Genomic DNA, 17297 nt, shown 5'->3' on the forward strand with positions numbered 1-17297 from the left:
GCGGCTTTAAACTAACAACGGGCTGTAAAAATGAGTAACGTGCAACAGCTTAACTTACGTGCGCGACGACTCGGTTGCGGCCTTGCTCTTTGGCTTGATAAAGCGCCTTATCAACACGTTTAAACATGCTATCGAAAGTATCATCGTCATGTTCTCGCATCACTAAGCCGATACTCACTTTTGCCAACACATCATCTTGCTCCGTAGCTATGGCATGAGATGATTGATAATCACGAATGCGCTCAGCTACCTTACTGGCTTGTTCAAAGTTCGTATGTGGCAAAATAATCGCAAATTCTTCACCACCGATACGCGCTAAAACGTCTTCGTCACGTAAATTTCCAATCAGGTTTTTTGCTATTGTTTTAAGCACTTCATCACCTGCTGGGTGACCAAACTTGTCATTTATGCGCTTAAAATGGTCGATATCCAGCGACATTAACGCAAACGGTTCGCCACTGCGCATTGCTCGCTTAAATTCCCGTTCAGCAACTTCAACAAAATAACGGCGGTTATACAGTCCAGTCAAATAATCGGTATTTGCTTGTTTACGAAATTGCTCTTTGAGCTCATAAAGTTCTGTCACTTCGGTTGAAAAGCCAATTAGTGAACGGCGTCCTTGTTGTTCAAAGGGTACTTTTACACTTAAATAGTGGCGCGTATTACCACTTTCATCCGTTACGGTTTCTTCAATTGTTTGTTTTTTACCGCTGGCAAATAACTCTGAATCACTTTGATGGAAATGTGCAGCCATTTCTTCCGGCAATATATCTTGTTCTTTCGCACCGATAATTTGCGATACCGGCAAACCAAATAGCGACGCTACTTTAGCGTTAACATACATAAACTCACGGGCATCATCTTTCATATAAATGTGCGCTGCTACATTATCTAATACAATATCGAGCAGTTGGTTTTGTTCATGTACTTTGCTTTCTAATTCACGTTGCTCGCTAATATCATTGGCAATACCAAATAAGCCGATAATATTTGCGTCTTCATCATAAATTGGCTTTTTTACAATGCGGTAAGTTTTCTCTTTATTAAACGATTTAACAAAATTCGTTTCTTCTTTTTCCAGCACTTTGCCTGTTTGCATTACGGCGCGGTCATTCTCGATGACTTCTTGAGACTTCGCTAAGTTGAAAAAGTGACTATCGTCTTTTCCGAGTACATCTTCTTCATTCAAATCAAACACATTTAATACGGCTTGATTAACATAGGTATATCGTCCATCTAAATCTTTACTAAAAATACAAGCACCCACGTTATCTAACATCCTTTCTAAAATAGCGATTCGCTTCTTTAATTCAGCCGTCATTGGTCACCTAATGTCAGTTTTCTTGGAATTATTTACCTGCGCGACATAATTAATCGCCACACTAGAGTGTACGGGCATGAAACAATAGCGTGTATATTACTCAAGTATATCTTACTTTGCGTTTTTCTCACACTCTTAGAGACGAAAAGTTAAGTAATAATACCAATTAAGTCATACACTTATATTTAGTGCGGTTTTTAAATAAGTAAACTAGCGTAAATCTGATGATTTGACTACGCACAGAGCTTTTGATTGCATAATTATCAATAAACTAGGTACAATTTAGCGGCCTAAAAAAATAATAATAAATGCGCGTAATGTTAAAACCTTGTTTGTTTTTGCTTGTTTTCTATTTGAGTGTTAATTCTGTACTCGCCAAATCGAATGCCCCATGTACGCATTGCCCTATTGTCGAGACCGTTAAAGACGCGAGCTTATTTGACGCAAATATTTATTACCGCGACAGTTACCGTGCGCTTAGCGCAGGGCCACAAAAGCTCAAACACGCAATTCACAAAGACATCAATCGCGAATTTCACACTCTTAAATATAAAGAAGTATGGTCGGTACTTACCTACAGCGATGAAGAGCCAAATAATCGCGAAAATATTCGGTTAATTTATAAAAACACCTCGATTTCAAAACGACATAATGGCACCGGTAAATTTAGTCGTAATCAAGATTATTGGAACCGAGAACATATTTGGCCAAAAAGTCATGGCTTCCCTAAGCGCTCGCAACAAGGCTATACCGATGTTCATCACATAAAACCCGCCGATGTGTCACTCAATACTCAGCGCAGTGATAATGATTTTTTTAATGGGGGCATGCCTATTAAAGAAGCCCCCTGGAATAAAAAGTATAAATCACAGTCTTTTGAGCCACATAACGGGGTTAAAGGCGATATTGCGCGCATGATTTTTTACATGGATGTGATGTATGAAAATGGTTCGCACCATGATATGCCAGATTTACAAGTTGTAACCCATCACGATACTGCACGCAGCAAAATCGAAGACGGCGTTGGCCAGATAGGCGATTTATGCACGTTATTGCAATGGCATTTTGCCGACCCAGTTGATAGTTTCGAAATAAACAGAAATACGGTAATTTATACTTTTCAGGCAAATCGCAATCCCTTTATCGACCACCCTGAGTGGGTTACGTTATTGTATAAAGCCGATTGTGATTAAATCGTCGAATTTAACTTGTGCACGGTCTAAACAAACACGTATGTTGAATTTGCAACACCAGTAAACATAACTGGTAAAAAAAGGAATAATTATGGATTTTGCACTTTGGATAAGTCTTGTTGGTGTTTGTGCAATCGGTGCTATGTCCCCAGGACCTAGTTTAGCGGTGGTGTTATCCCACTCCATGACACGCGGGTTAAAACAAGGTCTGATTGCAAGCGTCGCCCATGGCGTTGGAGTTGGCATTTACGCAACACTTGCGGTTGTTGGATTAGCCGGTTTTATCCATGAATTTCCTATTGCGTATAAGGTAATTTTATTTGCTGGCGCCGCTTATTTAGTTTATCTCGCAGTTAATATTCTGCGACAAAAAACAAATCATTTTGAGATCACGAATAATGCGAATACGGGGAATTTTGCTGCAGCGCAAGATGGCTTTGCCATCGCATTTTTAAACCCAAAGCTCGCCATTTTCTTTTTGGCGCTATTCTCGCAATTTATTGACCCAGATAGCATAACAATTAGTTCAGCCGCTATTATGTGCATTACTGTTTTAGTGATCGACACACTGTGGTATTGCTTGGTAAGTTTCATCACTAGTCATGCTAATCAAAAATTTGAATTGTTACGATACGGTAAAGCAATTAACAATATGCTCGCCATTGCATTTATTCTGCTAGCGATACGCGTTGTAGTAACCAACATTTAGCAGCTGGCGTGTATAAAGTTTCACGCCAAAACGTTTTTAAATTAAAAAGAGGTTAATGGCCGGGTTACGTTGTTGATCGACTAAGTTAAAACAAAGACCGACCGCAATAAACTTAATACGATAAAAATTGAGAAAGATATATGGCGTATAACGTAACAGTGATTGGTGCAACGGGCCTTGTTGGTAGCAAACTAGTAAAGCAATTAATTGAATGTGATCAAATTAAGCACATAAATCTACTGGTAAGGCGAAATGTTGAGTTTCATCATGCCAAAATAACCTGCCACAGAATTAATTTTGACGAGCTAGTACAACATCACGCATTGATAAACGGTGATATGTTATTTTCTTGTTTGGGAACAACAAAGCGACAAGCAGGTTCAATTAACGCACAACGTATTGTCGATGTTGATTATCAATATACAGTAGCAAAAATTGCAGCGGAAAATGGCGTTAGTCGCTATATTTTAGTGTCTTCTAGTGGTGCTAATAGTAAAAGTGTGAGCGCATATCTCAAAATGAAGGGCGAACTAGAAACAAAAATAAAGGCGCTGCCTTTTAAACATATTAGTATTTTACAACCGTCATTACTTTTGGGGAATCGAGATACATTTCGCCTTGGCGAATATATGGCAAGTTTAATATTACCTGCACTGTGTAAGTTTGCTTTTCTAAAGCGCTTTCAACCGATAACCGCATCAAAAGTAGCAACAAAAATGCTTGATGTGTCACTTAATCAAACGTCACCGTTAGCGATTTATTCACTCGACCAACTGTTTGAGTTGCATAAAGACTAATCAGGCTATTTACTACAAGCTCTTTGGAACTTTTAAATTACCAAGATACCAATTTTCCTGAAATCACTGTGCGCTAAATGCGTTAAATAGTATTGTAATCAAGCCTTTAATATTCCCTTTCCATACAAATTAACGCTCAACCTCAAAATAAGCCTCACCATTCAAACTCCAAAAATGTAAGACGAATCTAACCTAGTATTTGGTGTTAATTTTATGCTTTGCATTTTTATATGTTTTTTGTATTTCGACATAATACAACACTGTTACTTTTGCATTTATAAGAACATAAACGTTTTACGCGTTAACAAAGTAAAGTTAGCAGTGCCTTGTAAATAGACATACGTATAAGGCGTGATCTCTTGACAAAACACCTGCCATGTTTGCCATAAAACAAAATCAAAATAGTCATGTTTTTTGCTAAAAAGAAAAGCTCTGTTTTTATGTACATTGCCTAAATTTGATCTCAATTCTTAACATATCCAATTGACTAATGTTGGCATTCTTAAACACATTTTTTACATCGACAATCTTGTAGTGACGCTAATTAGTTAAATTATTATTGTTTAAATTTCACCCAAAGATACATTAACTTAAAATACATAACCTTTTGTATTGTTTGAATTTTAACTTTTTCACTAGGGTTACATTTCGTCCGTAAATGTAAATCAATACAAAATATAATGTATACAATCTTTACACAGCAAGCACATCCATGTTACATCTATTTACATAATGTATACATTATACCTTCACAACAATTCAGGATATGCAACAATGATAAAAACAAGCAACTTACTTAAACGTTCGGCATGCGCCCTTGCCGTTTCCGGCGCAATCGGAATAAGCGCACCAACGTTTGCAAATGATACCTTCAACGGCACTGTAAAAGGTGTTGTGTCAAATGCGCAGCAGCAAGTACTCGAAAACGCTACGGTTACACTAAAACATAAAACAAAAGGTGTAACACGTACTATCACAACCAACGAAGACGGCAGTTATACCCTACGCAAACTACCTGTTGGTGAATACATTATGACCATTGAAAAAAATGGTTATGAACAGATCATCGAGCAAGATCTTCTGGTGACCGTAGGTGGATCAGTTGTATTTAACAATACCATGTATTCTGTCGGCACTGATATGGAAACCATAGAAATTACCGGTAGCAGCATTGCTCGCGTTAACATGGAATCTTCTACCGGTGGTATCGTTGTTACAAAAGCTGAACTAGAGCGTTTACCTGTGGAAGCAGGGTTTGAAGCAATCGCTTTACTGACACCAGGTGTTGTAAGTAACGGTGAATTTGGTGCATCAAGCATTGGCGGAAGTTCGTCTGCTGAAAATGCCTATTATTTAAATGGAATTAATATTACCAATATCAAAACCGGTATTGGCTCTATTGGTTTACCGTGGGAAGGTGTTGCGCAAACCGAAGTTATGACAGGCGGCATTGACCCTAAATTTGGTGGCGCTTTAGGTGGTATTGTAAATGCCGTATCAAAATCAGGTAGCAATGAATGGGAATTCGAAGCATACGCTCGTATCGACCCAGAACTTACGCGTTCACATCACGACAATTTAATCGATAGAGAAGGCAATTACTTCTCAAATACAGCGCAAGACGAAAGCACGTTTACCCGCTACTCAATCTCGGCAGGCGGCGCTTTAATTGAAGATACCCTATTCTTTTATGGTGTTTATGCGCCGCAAAAGAATGATTACGAAAACGGCAAAAACAACACGATAGATATCGGTGAAAATACATCAGACCGTTACCTTGCTACTGTTGACTGGTTTATTACCGACGATCATTCAATTACTGCCACAGCCATTGGCTTTACTAACAAAGGCAAAGGTAAAACTTACGCAAACGATTGGCAAACAGAAGACGTTGGCGAGTTTCTAAGTGATTATAAGTCGCGTACAGGTGGTGATATTTATGGCTTAACATATTCAGGTATTCTCAATGACGATATGTCGATTGAAGTGGTTGCTGGTCGCACAGTAGATAAAACGTATAACTCAGCGACAAGCTCAGATCCACTCGTGTGGTCACAACTCTCAGGTAGCTGGAACAAAATCTCACAAGAGTCAGCATCATCAATTACTGAAAGTGAGTTTATTCGCGATCAGTTCCGCGCTGACTTTAGCTGGACACTCGACGACCACGATATCAAGATTGGTTTTGATTACGTAAATATTGATGTTGATTACGAAAACAGCCCAAATGGTGTTGGTGATCGCGCTGGTTGGTGGGAAGTACTTTACGCGTGGGAAGGTAACCCAGTTGGACACCCTGCGGGCGAAGCATTTATTGATCAACGTGTAAGAACCGACTTCACTAATTCAGAGGTCAACTCAACCGCATTCTACATTCAAGATACGTGGATGGTTACCGATCAACTAACCTTAAACTTAGGCTTACGTTACTCAAGCGTTTACAACACGGTTTCTACGGGTGAAAAGTACGTAGATGTTGACGACCAAATCGCACCTCGCCTACAAGCGATTTATGATTTAGGTGAAGGCACGTCAAAAGTATATGCCACATTTGGACGCTACTACCAGCCAGTATCAGCCAACATGAACATCACGCAAGGTGGTCAACGCCGTGATATTCATTACTACTATGAACTCGGAGATTTAGATGCAAACGGCGAACCAATGCTACTTGCTGATGGCTCACCAAGTACAGGTGCATTTTTAGGTGAAGATGTTGTACAAACTGGTGAGATCAACACAGGTATGATTGTGAGCCAAGACCTTGAAGCCATGTATTCTGATGAAATTACAATTGGTTATCAGGGTGAGTTTTTAGACGGTGATTTAGTTTATGGTGTACGCGGTATTTATCGCGACTTAAAGAAATCAATTGAAGACACCAACTACGGCCCTGTAATGCGCAAATGGTTTGCAGAAAACGGTATCGACAGCGATCCTGGTTATGCTTATATCTTGAATAACCCGGGTACTGACCTTGATATTTTCTACGATACAAATGGCGACGGTGTGGCCGAGCGCATTGTTATTCCAGCAGAGTACATCGCATTGCCGGACCCTAAACGTAAATATGGCGCAATTGAAAATACCTTAAAAGGCAATATTGGCAACGATTTCCATTACAACGCATCATACACTTGGTCGCACAGCTGGGGTAACACCGAAGGCCTTGTACGTACCGATAACGGTCAAGCGGATCCAGGTTGGACTACCTCTTATGACTACGCTGATTTAATGGACCATTCAAGCGGTAACCTGCCAAATGACCGTCGTCACTCATTTAAAGTAAATGGTTATTACAACATTACTGAAAATCTTGTGCTTGGCTTTAACGCGCGTGTTACGTCAGGTGTACCAATTAGCCGATTCTCACGTCACCCAGAAGGCATTGATAGCTGCGCAGCGAGCTCAGTGTGGAGTGAATGTAATAGCCGTGGCTATGACCATGTATCATTCTATGATGCTGATGGTAACCCTGCTCCACGTGGCACATTTGGCGAAACAGATTGGCTAAAAGAGTTTGATTTAAGCCTAGCTTACAACATTTCAGTTGCCGGTAACCCACTTGAGTTAAAAGCAACAGCATTTAACGTGTTTAACTTTGATACGCAAACAGCTGTTGTACAAGAGCATGCGCGCGACGGTGAAAACGGGCAAGAAGTGAATCCGAACTGGGGTATGACATCATCACGTTTAGGTGCTCGTTACCTGCGTTTTGAAGCACGTTATACATTCTAATTTACGTACTTAAAAAACTAAAAAGCCCGAAAGTTATTTCGGGCTTTTTGTTTTACATAATTAAGTTAAGTAACCTAAGTTCAAGTTACGTAATAGACTCAAAATCATCGTTTAATATTAGCTGACCTTGGTCATCATAATGAATGTAATTTTCTTGCGTTAAATATTCGATTACCGTATCAACATCGCTATCTGCCACTCCAGACAGAACTAATTCATGGCGCTTAATTGGCTTTGGATGAGATGTCATCAACTCACTTAATACCACGCGCATAATTAATTTATTTCTACGACACATAACACTTCACTTACGGTTATTTTATGTACAACCACTTTGTACCATAAAAAATCAAATTCGCACACATTTTATTCAAAGCAAATTTTACGCAATAAAAAACCCGAGAATGCATCTCAGGTTTTAATTTTAAAATCAGTTAATTAACCTAGCCTTTTGGCTTATCTGCTGTTAACTTCTCAATCGCTAAAATTAAGCCCAAACCAGCCATTGCCAACGCAAAACAAATTAAGGTTTGCGGATCTTGCCCCGTCAGTGTGTGGTATGTTTCCGGCCCGATATTCGTTTGGCTAAGTGGCTTTTCAATACCTTTTGAATTGGTATAAGTCGTTACCACTTGTTTCCAAGGCCACAATAAATTTAGTGAGCCAAATAAAAAACCAGCCAGTAAAGCAAAAGTTACGTCTCTAAAACGGGCTAACAGCCAGCCTAAAAAGTGCGAAAATGTCATTAAGCCAACAACACAACCCGCTAAAAATAAACCGATTAGCGGTAAATCAAAAGAGGTAACCGCGCTTAATACATGGCCGTACATACCTAACAACAACAAAATAAAACTGCCAGAAATACCAGGTAAGATCATCGCGCAAATGGCAATTGCCCCTGCGACAAAATAATACCACCAGCTTGCATTGGCCTCTGCTGGCGCCAGTGAAGTAATTGTAAAGGCAATTAAGGTTCCGATAATACATGCAATAACGGTTTTTATATCCCAATTCTCAAGCTGTTTTGCGATATGTAGGAAAGACGCGATAATTAATCCGAAAAAGAAAGACCAAACAAACGTTTGATGATTAGCTAATAAATAGGTGATTACTTTCGCCAAAGAAAGCGCACTTAATGCTAAACCACCGAAAACAGCAACCAAAAAATTACCATCAATATGTTGCCATAATGCTTTTATTCCATTTTCCTTTAACACCTTAAACGCAGTTAAGTTAACGCTACGTATTGCGCTTAACAAGCGTTCGTATATACCAGTAATAAATGCGATAGTTCCCCCTGAAACACCGGGAACTACATCAGCCGCGCCCATTCCAGCACCTTTTAAAAAGGTCATTACATAGTCTCTCAGCGTATCTTTGTGCTGTGACATAACCTTAATGTTCTCCATAATTAAAAACTAAGCGTATATTAGGGTAAGTCGCAGCAGAATACTATCGTGAGTTATTACCCAATAACATGAAATCTATTGAATTTTGCGTACCGAAAATCTAGGGTCTGTTGACCTTTCAAGTTCGTTTTTGCAGCAGTTTGATTGGGGTTTATACAAGGCAGAGGCTGCGTGACATAGTTATTCTATGTGAGTCAGCCGATAACACAGTAGAAAAGCCAATCAAGCGCTGCCGAACGGTTCTTTTGAGCGCACTTTTCTCATTGTTGCTCGATATTCGCTTAGATTGCTAGGCCACACATCGAGCGCCGCGATAAAAGCACGCTCAAAGAGAACAAAAATAGAACAGCAAAGATCAACAGACCCTAAAAATTATTGCGCTAAATCAAAAGCATCACTGGTAAAACCACTACTATAGTAGTAAAGGAAAACACTAAGGTGCAGGGAGGTACAGGTTTAAATAGGCGGATGTATATGCTTACCCCCCAACAAGCAAGACAGCGACTGCGTCGCGTTAGCTCATTAACGATTAATGAAGCATCAAATTTAGATAGTTTATTAACCGATTTACTATCTGAAGGCTGTCACTTTTTATGTGTCGATCAAATAACTGTTTGGCTAATCAATGACATTGATTCGGCTGAATATTTACATTGCGTTGCCAGCAGTTGCGAAATTGATGTGCAAACAATACCCAATTTAGATATCGCACAACACCCAGACTACTTTGAACGCATGTTCAAAGGTGAAACCATTATGGCAAATCACCAGCTGCAAAGTACCCACAATGACCAGTCTGATAACGTGGCTAACACAATATTAGATACAGTTATTTTTCACAATGGTAAAGCGCAAGGGGTGATCAGCTGTAAAACAAAAAGCCCTCACTGCTGGAGCAACGAAGATATTGTATATGCCGAATCACTGGCTGATAGCTGCAGTCGGCGACTTATGGCGCTTGAAACACTAAAATTACAAAACAAACTAAGCGAACTGGTGTTTGTTGATGCGCTAACAGGCCTCAAAAACAGACGCTATTTTAATGAACGCGTGCAAAGTGCTAAAAATTCGCAATACCGCATGCAAACACCGCTTTCACTTATCATGATCGACCTAGATCATTTTAAGCATATTAACGACGAATTTGGCCACAAAGCCGGCGACATCGTACTTTCACAATTTGCTAGAACGTGTCAAAACCAATTACGCTTGGAAGATTGTTTATGTCGATACGGCGGCGAAGAATTTATTATTATTTTGCCCTACACTGGCGAACAACAAGCAAGCCAACTCGCTGAAAGACTGAGAGTAACCATTGAAAATATGGTAATTCAGCACGAACAACGAATAATAAAGCTTACCGCTAGTTTTGGTGTTGCAGAAATGGCGTTAGAACATTCTATTGAAGATACAATTAAAAAGGCTGATGTCGCGGTTTATCAGGCAAAAAATGCAGGTCGAAATTGTGTAATTACCCTTTGCTAGAAGTGCTATTACACCAACTTCACGTTAAATACAGCTTAACTACGATTAAAAACTAAGAGCTGACTTATACTAAAACGACTACGTAAAACCTCTGATGAATTGCTGTTTGTTAAAGCAACGTGGTAACAATAGCTCATGAGATTAGGTTAACTGAACTCATTCAGAGCAACAGACCGTGGCACCTAAGGTGCCACGACAGAGCACTTAATTTCTATCAGCGCTTAACTAAACTCATTTCAAGTTTTACTCAAACTTTCACAACCAAACACCATGCTATTTGGCACACACTGCACTTAGTACGCATTAAAAGTTATTGTTTTAGCTGTTGTAAAAAAGCAATGCTGGCATGTTCAATCAGATCGAGTACCCTCTCAAAACCGTGGTCACCGCCATAATAAGGGTCTGGAATTTCATCAACCTCGTTATCACCGTAACTTAAAAACAGTTTCAGTTTATATTGACTCTGCTTTGGGCAAATTGCTTGTAAGTCCGCCAAATTTTGCTTATCCGCACAAAGAATCTCATCGAAGTATTCAAAATCATTAGCCGTCACTTGTCGCGCACGAATTGATGAAAAATCATAACCACGCGCCTCGCCGGCAGCACGTGACCTAAGATCTGAGCGCTCTCCAGCGTGATACGCAATAGTACCTGCCGAATCCACTTCTAAAGCTATACCCGCATCAATCGCCTTAGCTTTAAGCACCGCCTCACCCGTAGGCGAACGGCAAATATTACCCATGCATACGACTAGTACTCGAAAAGGTCTATTTTTCCCTTTACTCACAATAACTTGCCCCAGTTTTAGACACTTGTTACACCTATCATAACATATCTTTAGCTATCAATAGGTTACATTTTTTGTGGGGAATATATTAGGAGAATCCTAGGAGAAAAACCTCCAATTTTTTGTAATAGTAAACAAGTGAAATGAGTGCACGAAATTGTGATTAAGCTGATTTAATTTTTTATATGTGAAACGAATAAATGGTGACTTAGATAACCAGATACGTTGCTTTTGACAAGTTTAAGAGACGTGTAAAGCTGGGGACCTATTAGGCGAGGGATTGCTCAAAGCCAAAAAGTGGACTTTGAGAATGAGAAGATAGATAAGCTTTAGAACTAAAAAGATAATATCACTTTAATTCTGATTAACATGATTTGTTTTACATAGTTAAAATATAGTAGCTCATATCTGAACTTACAGCTTAGGAGAATTAACTTATTTTTAAGCTGATAAGCATCATTAAGCGCTCAAGAGACGGTTGTACTAAATCATTTTTATCCAAACATAGTAGACTTAACGTATCTCACGCTAAAAAGTAGTTGTTGCAAACCTTGCCTTATTAGGTATTATAGATGGCGGCTCAGGTGCCATAGTTAGTCATCGTCTAGAAACCTTTTTAATTGTCTATTGTAATAAAACAAATTTATCTATTTTGGTATTACGACTTTAAAATAAAATGGTGGCATCACGTAATACCTAATAAAATAAATAGGGTAAATCTATGATTATTAACGGTAGAAGCGATGTTAAAGAAATTGCTAAAGTAATAAAACGTTCACTCCCCACAGATTTTAAAAATCAACATATCTATGAAGCTATCGCTTGTTCTCAGTCATTCAACACTGATGCACATTTCAAAGCTAAATTAGACGGTATTAAATACCTGTTAAATACTACAAGTGAGGCTAACCAGAGGTTTAACTCTAGATTGACTGAACTTTCAGGTTTAAATGGTCATAAGTTACATACAGAATTCAGAGATGCTGTTTCTTCCGTATCTCCGCTTCCTTACATATCCAAGCGTGGGTTTGTATTAGCCCTTGAAATTGACTTTGAAAGTAAATCGGTTCATGGACCAATAGAGATTCATGAAAGCGAGTTTTTTCCAAGTCCTGATTTTCTTTTGATCGGTGATTGTATTTCAAAGATTGGTTGGGAAAAATTAAAGGCATACATAGTTGAAGAAATGGCAAAATCTGACTGTATTGAAGAACTGTACATTTCGATTAATAGTGAAGATAACACTACTATGCGAACTGAATCCGATAGCCCTTTGAGTTCCGAAATATATCAGTTACCAACCGATCACTATGAAATTGAACATATAATTTATGATGGTAAGCCGATCCTCAATTATGCTAGTAATGAATTTGAGATTAGAAAGGTAATTGCAACATTCTTGAAAGATGAGATAGATAACGAAATATATTCCGAGCACCCTGAAGATTTATTTGAAGAGTTACAGAGTCAAGTTTATCAAGCAAAGGAAATCTTAGATCAAGGCGAAAAGTAATCTTTACTTAACAAGTATTCACCACACTGTGGGCGTTTTCTAAAGAAACAGAGCGTCCATCTACAAAAATATTAACCAATCCTTTTATTTGTTCATAATCCAATAGCGGGTTAAGAACCATACTAAACAGTTAATGGACATTTCTGAATTAGCACTTTTGCTAAATTAGGGAAAGACGAATTTATTGAAGTATAGCAAACATTGGTTTAACTTGTATCTTAAACAATTATTTGCGATCACGGCTAGTTATCCAACGGCCATTCATGTGTTTCTATCAACCCTTTTGCAAGCAATTCATGACGAAGTTGATGAATCTTTGCTTTAAGTTCATCACGTTGCTGCTAAATAACGAAACAAAAAAGTTAAATTTCAATATCGAGTAGATGAAAGCGATGTAACACTAATCGCTTTCATCTTTTCTGACGGTTTTATCTAGCGGGTTGAGAAACATTAACGCTATTCGCTCTAAAAGAGGAATCTATGTATTTATATATATTCAATTTTCAATTAAAGATCAGCAAGCATTTTCTATATATGCAAAACAAGTAAGCGCTACTGTTGAAAAATACGGCGGAAAAACTATTGCTGTTAATAAGCAAGTGACACCATTAACTGGCGAAATTAATGCCGATGTTAGTGTGATTCAACAGTGGCCTTCTTTAGAAGATGCGGAGCAATGGTTAGCATCACCAGAGTATGCTCCATTAAAGAAAATAAGAGATGAAAAAGCGATGGAAAACTTAGTAATACTTCATTTAAGTAATGTAACCTAAACTAGGCTATTTAATTCACATGCCGTAATTAAAGAGTTGGATAGAAAAACTTCCAAGTTTAACTTGATAAGTAATTTGTGTTACCTCATATCTTTTCTAACAATTTAGTTAAATAGATTTGAATTTAACCTGACAGGCCATTAGGAACAAACGAGCGACACAAACTAAAACAGGTAGAATTCGACCAGTTTAATCTTAGTTGTACTAGCTCATTACTGCCTGATACATAATGAAATTCAGAGGCTTACTTCCGCTTTGTGCCAGTAACGGACATAAGTTTCTATAATTATATGTCTTTTTCCACTATTTATGTTCAGGGGCATAGGTATCTCGAAGTAACATTTCATAAAAAGTCTTGGCTGCGAATCCTGTTTTACTCCGTTTAGGTAAAGTAATATGTATAGGCACTTGGTATTTTTCATTTTGCTCTATCTTGATAATTTTAAGCTTTTCACCATTTCTTTTCCTTATTATATGTTCAGGCAGACGACAGAACCCTAATCCTTGCTCAGTGGCTCTAAATGCATGATCAAAGTTATCAACAGTAATTCTTTGATTTGCTTTTAACCAGCCAACATTTTTTCCCTCGACGTTAGATGAAACGCTACCTAAATCTCGGATAACGATTTGACTATGAATTGCCAAATCTTGAATACATACATAGTCTAGAGCGGCAAGCGGGTGGGTGGTAGATACTACAGGAATCATCGTGGTTAGAGAGAACACCTGTGCGGGATAATTCGTCACTGGCAAAGTAATAATAGCTATATCAGCCTCCTCACTAGTAACCATTTCAGAGGTTTTCGACAGCGATGTTTCGACAACCTGAATAGATGTAGTCGTGTTAGCTTTTAGAAACTCTTTCATTGGCTTATAAAGTAACGTAGGGTCACATAAATGATCCACAGCTATGGTTATTTCTGATTCGACACCAACAGACAGTTGTTGGCTCATTTCCTCTAAATCTCTAGCTTGTTCTACCATGCTTTCAGCCCTTCTGAGTAAGGACTTAGCATGTTTGGTAAGTATTGCCCTACGTCCACTTATCTCCAGTAGCTTTATGCCCAATTGGGCCTCTAGCTTTTTTATTGAGTAGATTAGAGTAGTATGGCTTTTATTTAGTGATGTAGCGGCTGCTTGGATGCTGCCAGATTTATCCACTTCTTGTAGTGTAATCCATTGCTCCAGCGTACTTTTCAATCTCAATACACTATTACCTGTCAGTTTTTTCTACAGTTATTGACAATATTATGAACTTTAATATGTAAATTTTGTAGTGAATAATAAATTTAATGCATAACACAGCGCTTAAAGCGTTATATTTGGAGACTACACGATGAAACTATTACAAGTTGATTTTGAATATCAAGGTGCTTTGGGTGAAGAAATGTCGAAAGCCCTTGTTGGCTTAGCAGAGTCAATTAATCAGGAAGAAGGCTTAATATGGAAAATCTGGACTGAAAATGAATCAGATAAACTAGGGGGTGGCATTTACCTCTTTGAAGATGAGGTCAGTGCGAAGTCATATCTAGAAATGCATACAGCTCGCCTAAAGGGCATGGGAATACCTAACGTTAGGGGAATAGTTTTTGACATAAACTTACCATTGACCAAAATTAATAAAGGTCCCGTATTTAAAGGAGAAACCGTATGAATAATAGAGCATTTTTAACATTACATGGCAGCATTTACTTCGTTTTTGCTTTGGTATTGTTCTTTTTACCTACACAGGTTTGGCCTATGTATGGTGTAGAGATAAACGATAAATACGCATATTTTTTATCACAACATACAAGTATATTTTTAGGTGGATTAGGTGCGGTTAGTTTACTCTTTAGAAATATTAACGATGGTGAAGCCGTTAAACAAATCCTTAAGGCCCTGATAATTACTAACTTACTTGGAATCATAATTACAAGTTACGCAGGAATAACAGGAATATTTGTTGGGTTTGGTTGGAGCGATCCTGCTTTCTTCACGGTATTAACATTACTAAGCTATTGGCAACTCAAAAAATATAAAAGTTAGATTTTATCACTTAAATCAAGCGTGAGCTTTGTATGCTCTCGCTATTGAGTGGTAAAAAAAAATGAACGACCGTTCTTCGCTCATAGCTGCCTGTCAGATTAAGTCCAAACCTACACATAGAAACTGTAAGATCAGATATGAGCTACTACAATTTACAGCAAGTGGTCCAAACGTTCTTAACACCCTTTAAGAAAAGTGTGTTCACGGTAAAGTGGTTTCCTTTTAGGACGCGGGAGTATCATTTCTAATTAGCTGTACTAGCTCAGACTCTTTTTCTGTAGACCCCAACTATGTGTCAATGATGCTGCGTAACCACATAGTTGAAGACATATATCGAACCAAAAGATAAACTTAGAATCACAACCTATCTCAGTATAGAAAACAGCCCAATTATTTCCCTTTTTATCCAAGTTAAAAGCGCCACTGCATCTGCCCGACACAGAAAAATTAGCAGGATTGCACACTTCCGCGATCTATTTTTTGTAACTATGATTCTTTTATTAAGAGTGTTTAACAGTTTTTGAAGAGACAAGTTGCCTGATAACTTTCCACTTATTCATCACAACTAAAAACACAACATATAGTGCATACCATCAATCTCAATTGACAATAGTACTCGTACATATCGGCAATTTAATAAGCACTCTTAAGCAAGGGTTTTGGCTATCATTAAACTTATAGTTTTTTCGCCCCTTCTAACCAAGCATTATGATAATTGTTGATACTTTTTTCTATTTCTCCGCTTTGCCTTAGAAGTGACAACTGCTTATCGAATTCTTTTACAATTCTTTGGCACTCTTTTGCGTACTGATGCGTAAACCCGTTATGTATTTTAAGCCCATTTATTTTAAAAGCGACCTCAACATGACTATCCAACTTGTTGGCTTTCAAGAAGTCGTAGCCTGTGTAAAATCCTGTTATAAAATAGTCTGTTCTACCGAGAATTAACATTTCAAAGTTTTGTGATAGTCCATGAATAAATTGCATATTAGATTGACTTGATACAAATGAATCGACTTTATCACCGTGTTTGTCACCAGCATTCACACTGCCATATAACCCAATTAAGTCTTTAAACGATTTGGGTACTAGCGCCTTGCTTTTTTTTACAAAAATTGCGACTGGATTTGTTGCGAATTCGTTTTGAGTGAATTCGAGGTACTGCAGCCTATCTGATGTTTTTTTTAACGCAGGTATGAAGTCGATTTTTTCTTGCTTGATGGACATAAGCACTCTCTTCCAAGGGCCTTCATAGCTAACTTTTACATCCAATCCCAAATTTTGAAAGATGCTTCGACTGATATCAATCGAAGCGCCAACTAGTGTATCCTGCTCTTTCCAATGAAAAGGAGGGTAATTCGGATGGGCTGATATACTAATACTCTGGCATTTAGAACCGCTAGCAATGGCTATTTGAGATGGAGAAAATATCGTGAAAAATACTATCGATATAAGTAAAAGCTTATTTGTGACTACCATCAGTATTTGAGTCTGTTTTGTTCGTTTTAAATTAATACTAGTTTATTCTTAATTATTGTAAATTG

Annotated in this window: 15 protein-coding genes; 9 read left to right on the forward strand and 6 right to left on the reverse strand. The window is 38.1% G+C overall.

Features of this window, described 5'->3' with window-relative positions:
• Window positions 1-49: 49 nt before the first annotated feature.
• Complete coding sequence (locus AC2IOM_RS16190) at window positions 50-1321, reverse strand: sensor domain-containing diguanylate cyclase (RefSeq protein ID WP_105172727.1); 1272 nt, start codon at window positions 1319-1321, stop codon at window positions 50-52.
• A gap of 317 nt (window positions 1322-1638) precedes the next feature.
• Between AC2IOM_RS16190 and AC2IOM_RS16195 the strand changes: the two genes are divergently transcribed.
• The 4 genes from AC2IOM_RS16195 (at window position 1639) to AC2IOM_RS16210 (ending at window position 7758) form a co-directional block, all read left to right on the forward strand.
• A complete protein-coding gene (locus AC2IOM_RS16195; protein WP_486360424.1) occupies window positions 1639-2514 on the forward strand; it encodes an endonuclease I family protein in 876 nt (291 codons plus the stop codon).
• 91 nt (window positions 2515-2605) lie between these two features.
• Entirely contained in the window at window positions 2606-3223 is a 618-nt protein-coding gene (locus AC2IOM_RS16200) for a LysE family translocator (RefSeq protein ID WP_486360425.1), read from the forward strand.
• A gap of 140 nt (window positions 3224-3363) precedes the next feature.
• Entirely contained in the window at window positions 3364-4020 is a 657-nt protein-coding gene (locus AC2IOM_RS16205; protein WP_486360426.1) for an NAD(P)H-binding protein, read from the forward strand.
• 774 nt (window positions 4021-4794) lie between these two features.
• Window positions 4795-7758, forward strand: coding sequence for a TonB-dependent receptor (locus AC2IOM_RS16210; protein ID WP_486360427.1), 2964 nt, complete (start codon window positions 4795-4797; stop codon window positions 7756-7758).
• 85 nt (window positions 7759-7843) lie between these two features.
• Here AC2IOM_RS16210 and AC2IOM_RS16215 read toward each other — a convergent pair whose 3' ends face one another.
• A complete protein-coding gene (locus tag AC2IOM_RS16215) occupies window positions 7844-8056 on the reverse strand; it encodes a hypothetical protein (protein WP_010558902.1) in 213 nt (70 codons plus the stop codon).
• Between the two features lie 145 nt (window positions 8057-8201).
• Window positions 8202-9149 (reverse strand): polyprenyl-phosphate transporter, encoded by a 948-nt coding sequence (locus AC2IOM_RS16220; RefSeq protein ID WP_394225680.1) that lies wholly within the window; start codon window positions 9147-9149, stop codon window positions 8202-8204.
• A gap of 492 nt (window positions 9150-9641) precedes the next feature.
• On the opposite strand from AC2IOM_RS16220, the gene AC2IOM_RS16225 reads away from it, so the two are divergent.
• Window positions 9642-10652, forward strand: coding sequence for a GGDEF domain-containing protein (locus tag AC2IOM_RS16225; protein ID WP_486360428.1), 1011 nt, complete (start codon window positions 9642-9644; stop codon window positions 10650-10652).
• Window positions 10653-10962: 310 nt separating this feature from the next.
• Here the strand turns inward: AC2IOM_RS16225 and AC2IOM_RS16230 are convergent, their stop codons facing one another.
• Window positions 10963-11439 carry a low molecular weight protein-tyrosine-phosphatase gene (locus AC2IOM_RS16230; protein WP_486360429.1) on the reverse strand — a complete coding sequence of 159 codons (477 nt, stop codon included), beginning with the start codon at window positions 11437-11439 and terminating at the stop codon, window positions 10963-10965.
• Window positions 11440-12160: 721 nt separating this feature from the next.
• Between AC2IOM_RS16230 and AC2IOM_RS16235 the strand changes: the two genes are divergently transcribed.
• Both AC2IOM_RS16235 and AC2IOM_RS16240 read left to right on the forward strand, forming a co-directional pair.
• Window positions 12161-12952: a hypothetical protein gene (locus tag AC2IOM_RS16235; RefSeq protein WP_486360430.1), complete on the forward strand. Its 792-nt coding sequence runs from the start codon at window positions 12161-12163 to the stop codon at window positions 12950-12952.
• Window positions 12953-13392: 440 nt separating this feature from the next.
• Window positions 13393-13725, forward strand: a complete 333-nt coding sequence (locus AC2IOM_RS16240) for a DUF1330 domain-containing protein (RefSeq protein WP_212751795.1) — start codon at window positions 13393-13395, stop codon at window positions 13723-13725.
• A 303-nt stretch (window positions 13726-14028) separates the two neighbouring features.
• Here AC2IOM_RS16240 and AC2IOM_RS16245 read toward each other — a convergent pair whose 3' ends face one another.
• Complete coding sequence (locus AC2IOM_RS16245; protein WP_486360431.1) at window positions 14029-14925, reverse strand: LysR family transcriptional regulator; 897 nt, start codon at window positions 14923-14925, stop codon at window positions 14029-14031.
• Window positions 14926-15061: 136 nt separating this feature from the next.
• Here AC2IOM_RS16245 and AC2IOM_RS16250 point away from each other — a divergent pair, with 136 nt between their 5' ends.
• Both AC2IOM_RS16250 and AC2IOM_RS16255 read left to right on the forward strand, forming a co-directional pair.
• Window positions 15062-15379 (forward strand): monooxygenase, encoded by a 318-nt coding sequence (locus AC2IOM_RS16250; RefSeq protein ID WP_486360432.1) that lies wholly within the window; start codon window positions 15062-15064, stop codon window positions 15377-15379.
• The gene (locus tag AC2IOM_RS16255) at window positions 15376-15753 is read left to right on the forward strand and encodes a hypothetical protein (RefSeq protein WP_486360433.1); all 378 of its coding nucleotides are present in this window, start codon (window positions 15376-15378) and stop codon (window positions 15751-15753) included. The genes AC2IOM_RS16250 and AC2IOM_RS16255 overlap by 4 nt, the downstream gene beginning before the upstream one ends.
• 675 nt (window positions 15754-16428) lie before the next feature.
• Here AC2IOM_RS16255 and AC2IOM_RS16260 read toward each other — a convergent pair.
• A complete protein-coding gene (locus AC2IOM_RS16260) occupies window positions 16429-17232 on the reverse strand; it encodes a substrate-binding periplasmic protein (RefSeq protein ID WP_486360434.1) in 804 nt (267 codons plus the stop codon).
• Between the last annotated feature and the right edge of the window lie 65 nt (window positions 17233-17297).

Source organism: Pseudoalteromonas sp. NS-SX12 (assembly GCF_057367955.1).

Coding starts and splice junctions, on each gene's coding strand:
- AC2IOM_RS16205 (WP_486360426.1), top strand. CDS start 3,364: ATGGCGTATAACGTAACAGTGATTGGTGCAACGGGCCTTGTTGGTAGC.
- AC2IOM_RS16200 (WP_486360425.1), top strand. CDS start 2,606: ATGGATTTTGCACTTTGGATAAGTCTTGTTGGTGTTTGTGCAATCGGT.
- AC2IOM_RS16195 (WP_486360424.1), top strand. CDS start 1,639: ATGTTAAAACCTTGTTTGTTTTTGCTTGTTTTCTATTTGAGTGTTAAT.
- AC2IOM_RS16250 (WP_486360432.1), top strand. CDS start 15,062: ATGAAACTATTACAAGTTGATTTTGAATATCAAGGTGCTTTGGGTGAA.
- AC2IOM_RS16190 (WP_105172727.1), bottom strand. CDS start 1,321: ATGACGGCTGAATTAAAGAAGCGAATCGCTATTTTAGAAAGGATGTTA.
- AC2IOM_RS16235 (WP_486360430.1), top strand. CDS start 12,161: ATGATTATTAACGGTAGAAGCGATGTTAAAGAAATTGCTAAAGTAATA.
- AC2IOM_RS16220 (WP_394225680.1), bottom strand. CDS start 9,149: ATGTCACAGCACAAAGATACGCTGAGAGACTATGTAATGACCTTTTTA.
- AC2IOM_RS16215 (WP_010558902.1), bottom strand. CDS start 8,056: ATGTGTCGTAGAAATAAATTAATTATGCGCGTGGTATTAAGTGAGTTG.
- AC2IOM_RS16225 (WP_486360428.1), top strand. CDS start 9,642: ATGCTTACCCCCCAACAAGCAAGACAGCGACTGCGTCGCGTTAGCTCA.
- AC2IOM_RS16260 (WP_486360434.1), bottom strand. CDS start 17,232: ATGGTAGTCACAAATAAGCTTTTACTTATATCGATAGTATTTTTCACG.
- AC2IOM_RS16210 (WP_486360427.1), top strand. CDS start 4,795: ATGATAAAAACAAGCAACTTACTTAAACGTTCGGCATGCGCCCTTGCC.
- AC2IOM_RS16255 (WP_486360433.1), top strand. CDS start 15,376: ATGAATAATAGAGCATTTTTAACATTACATGGCAGCATTTACTTCGTT.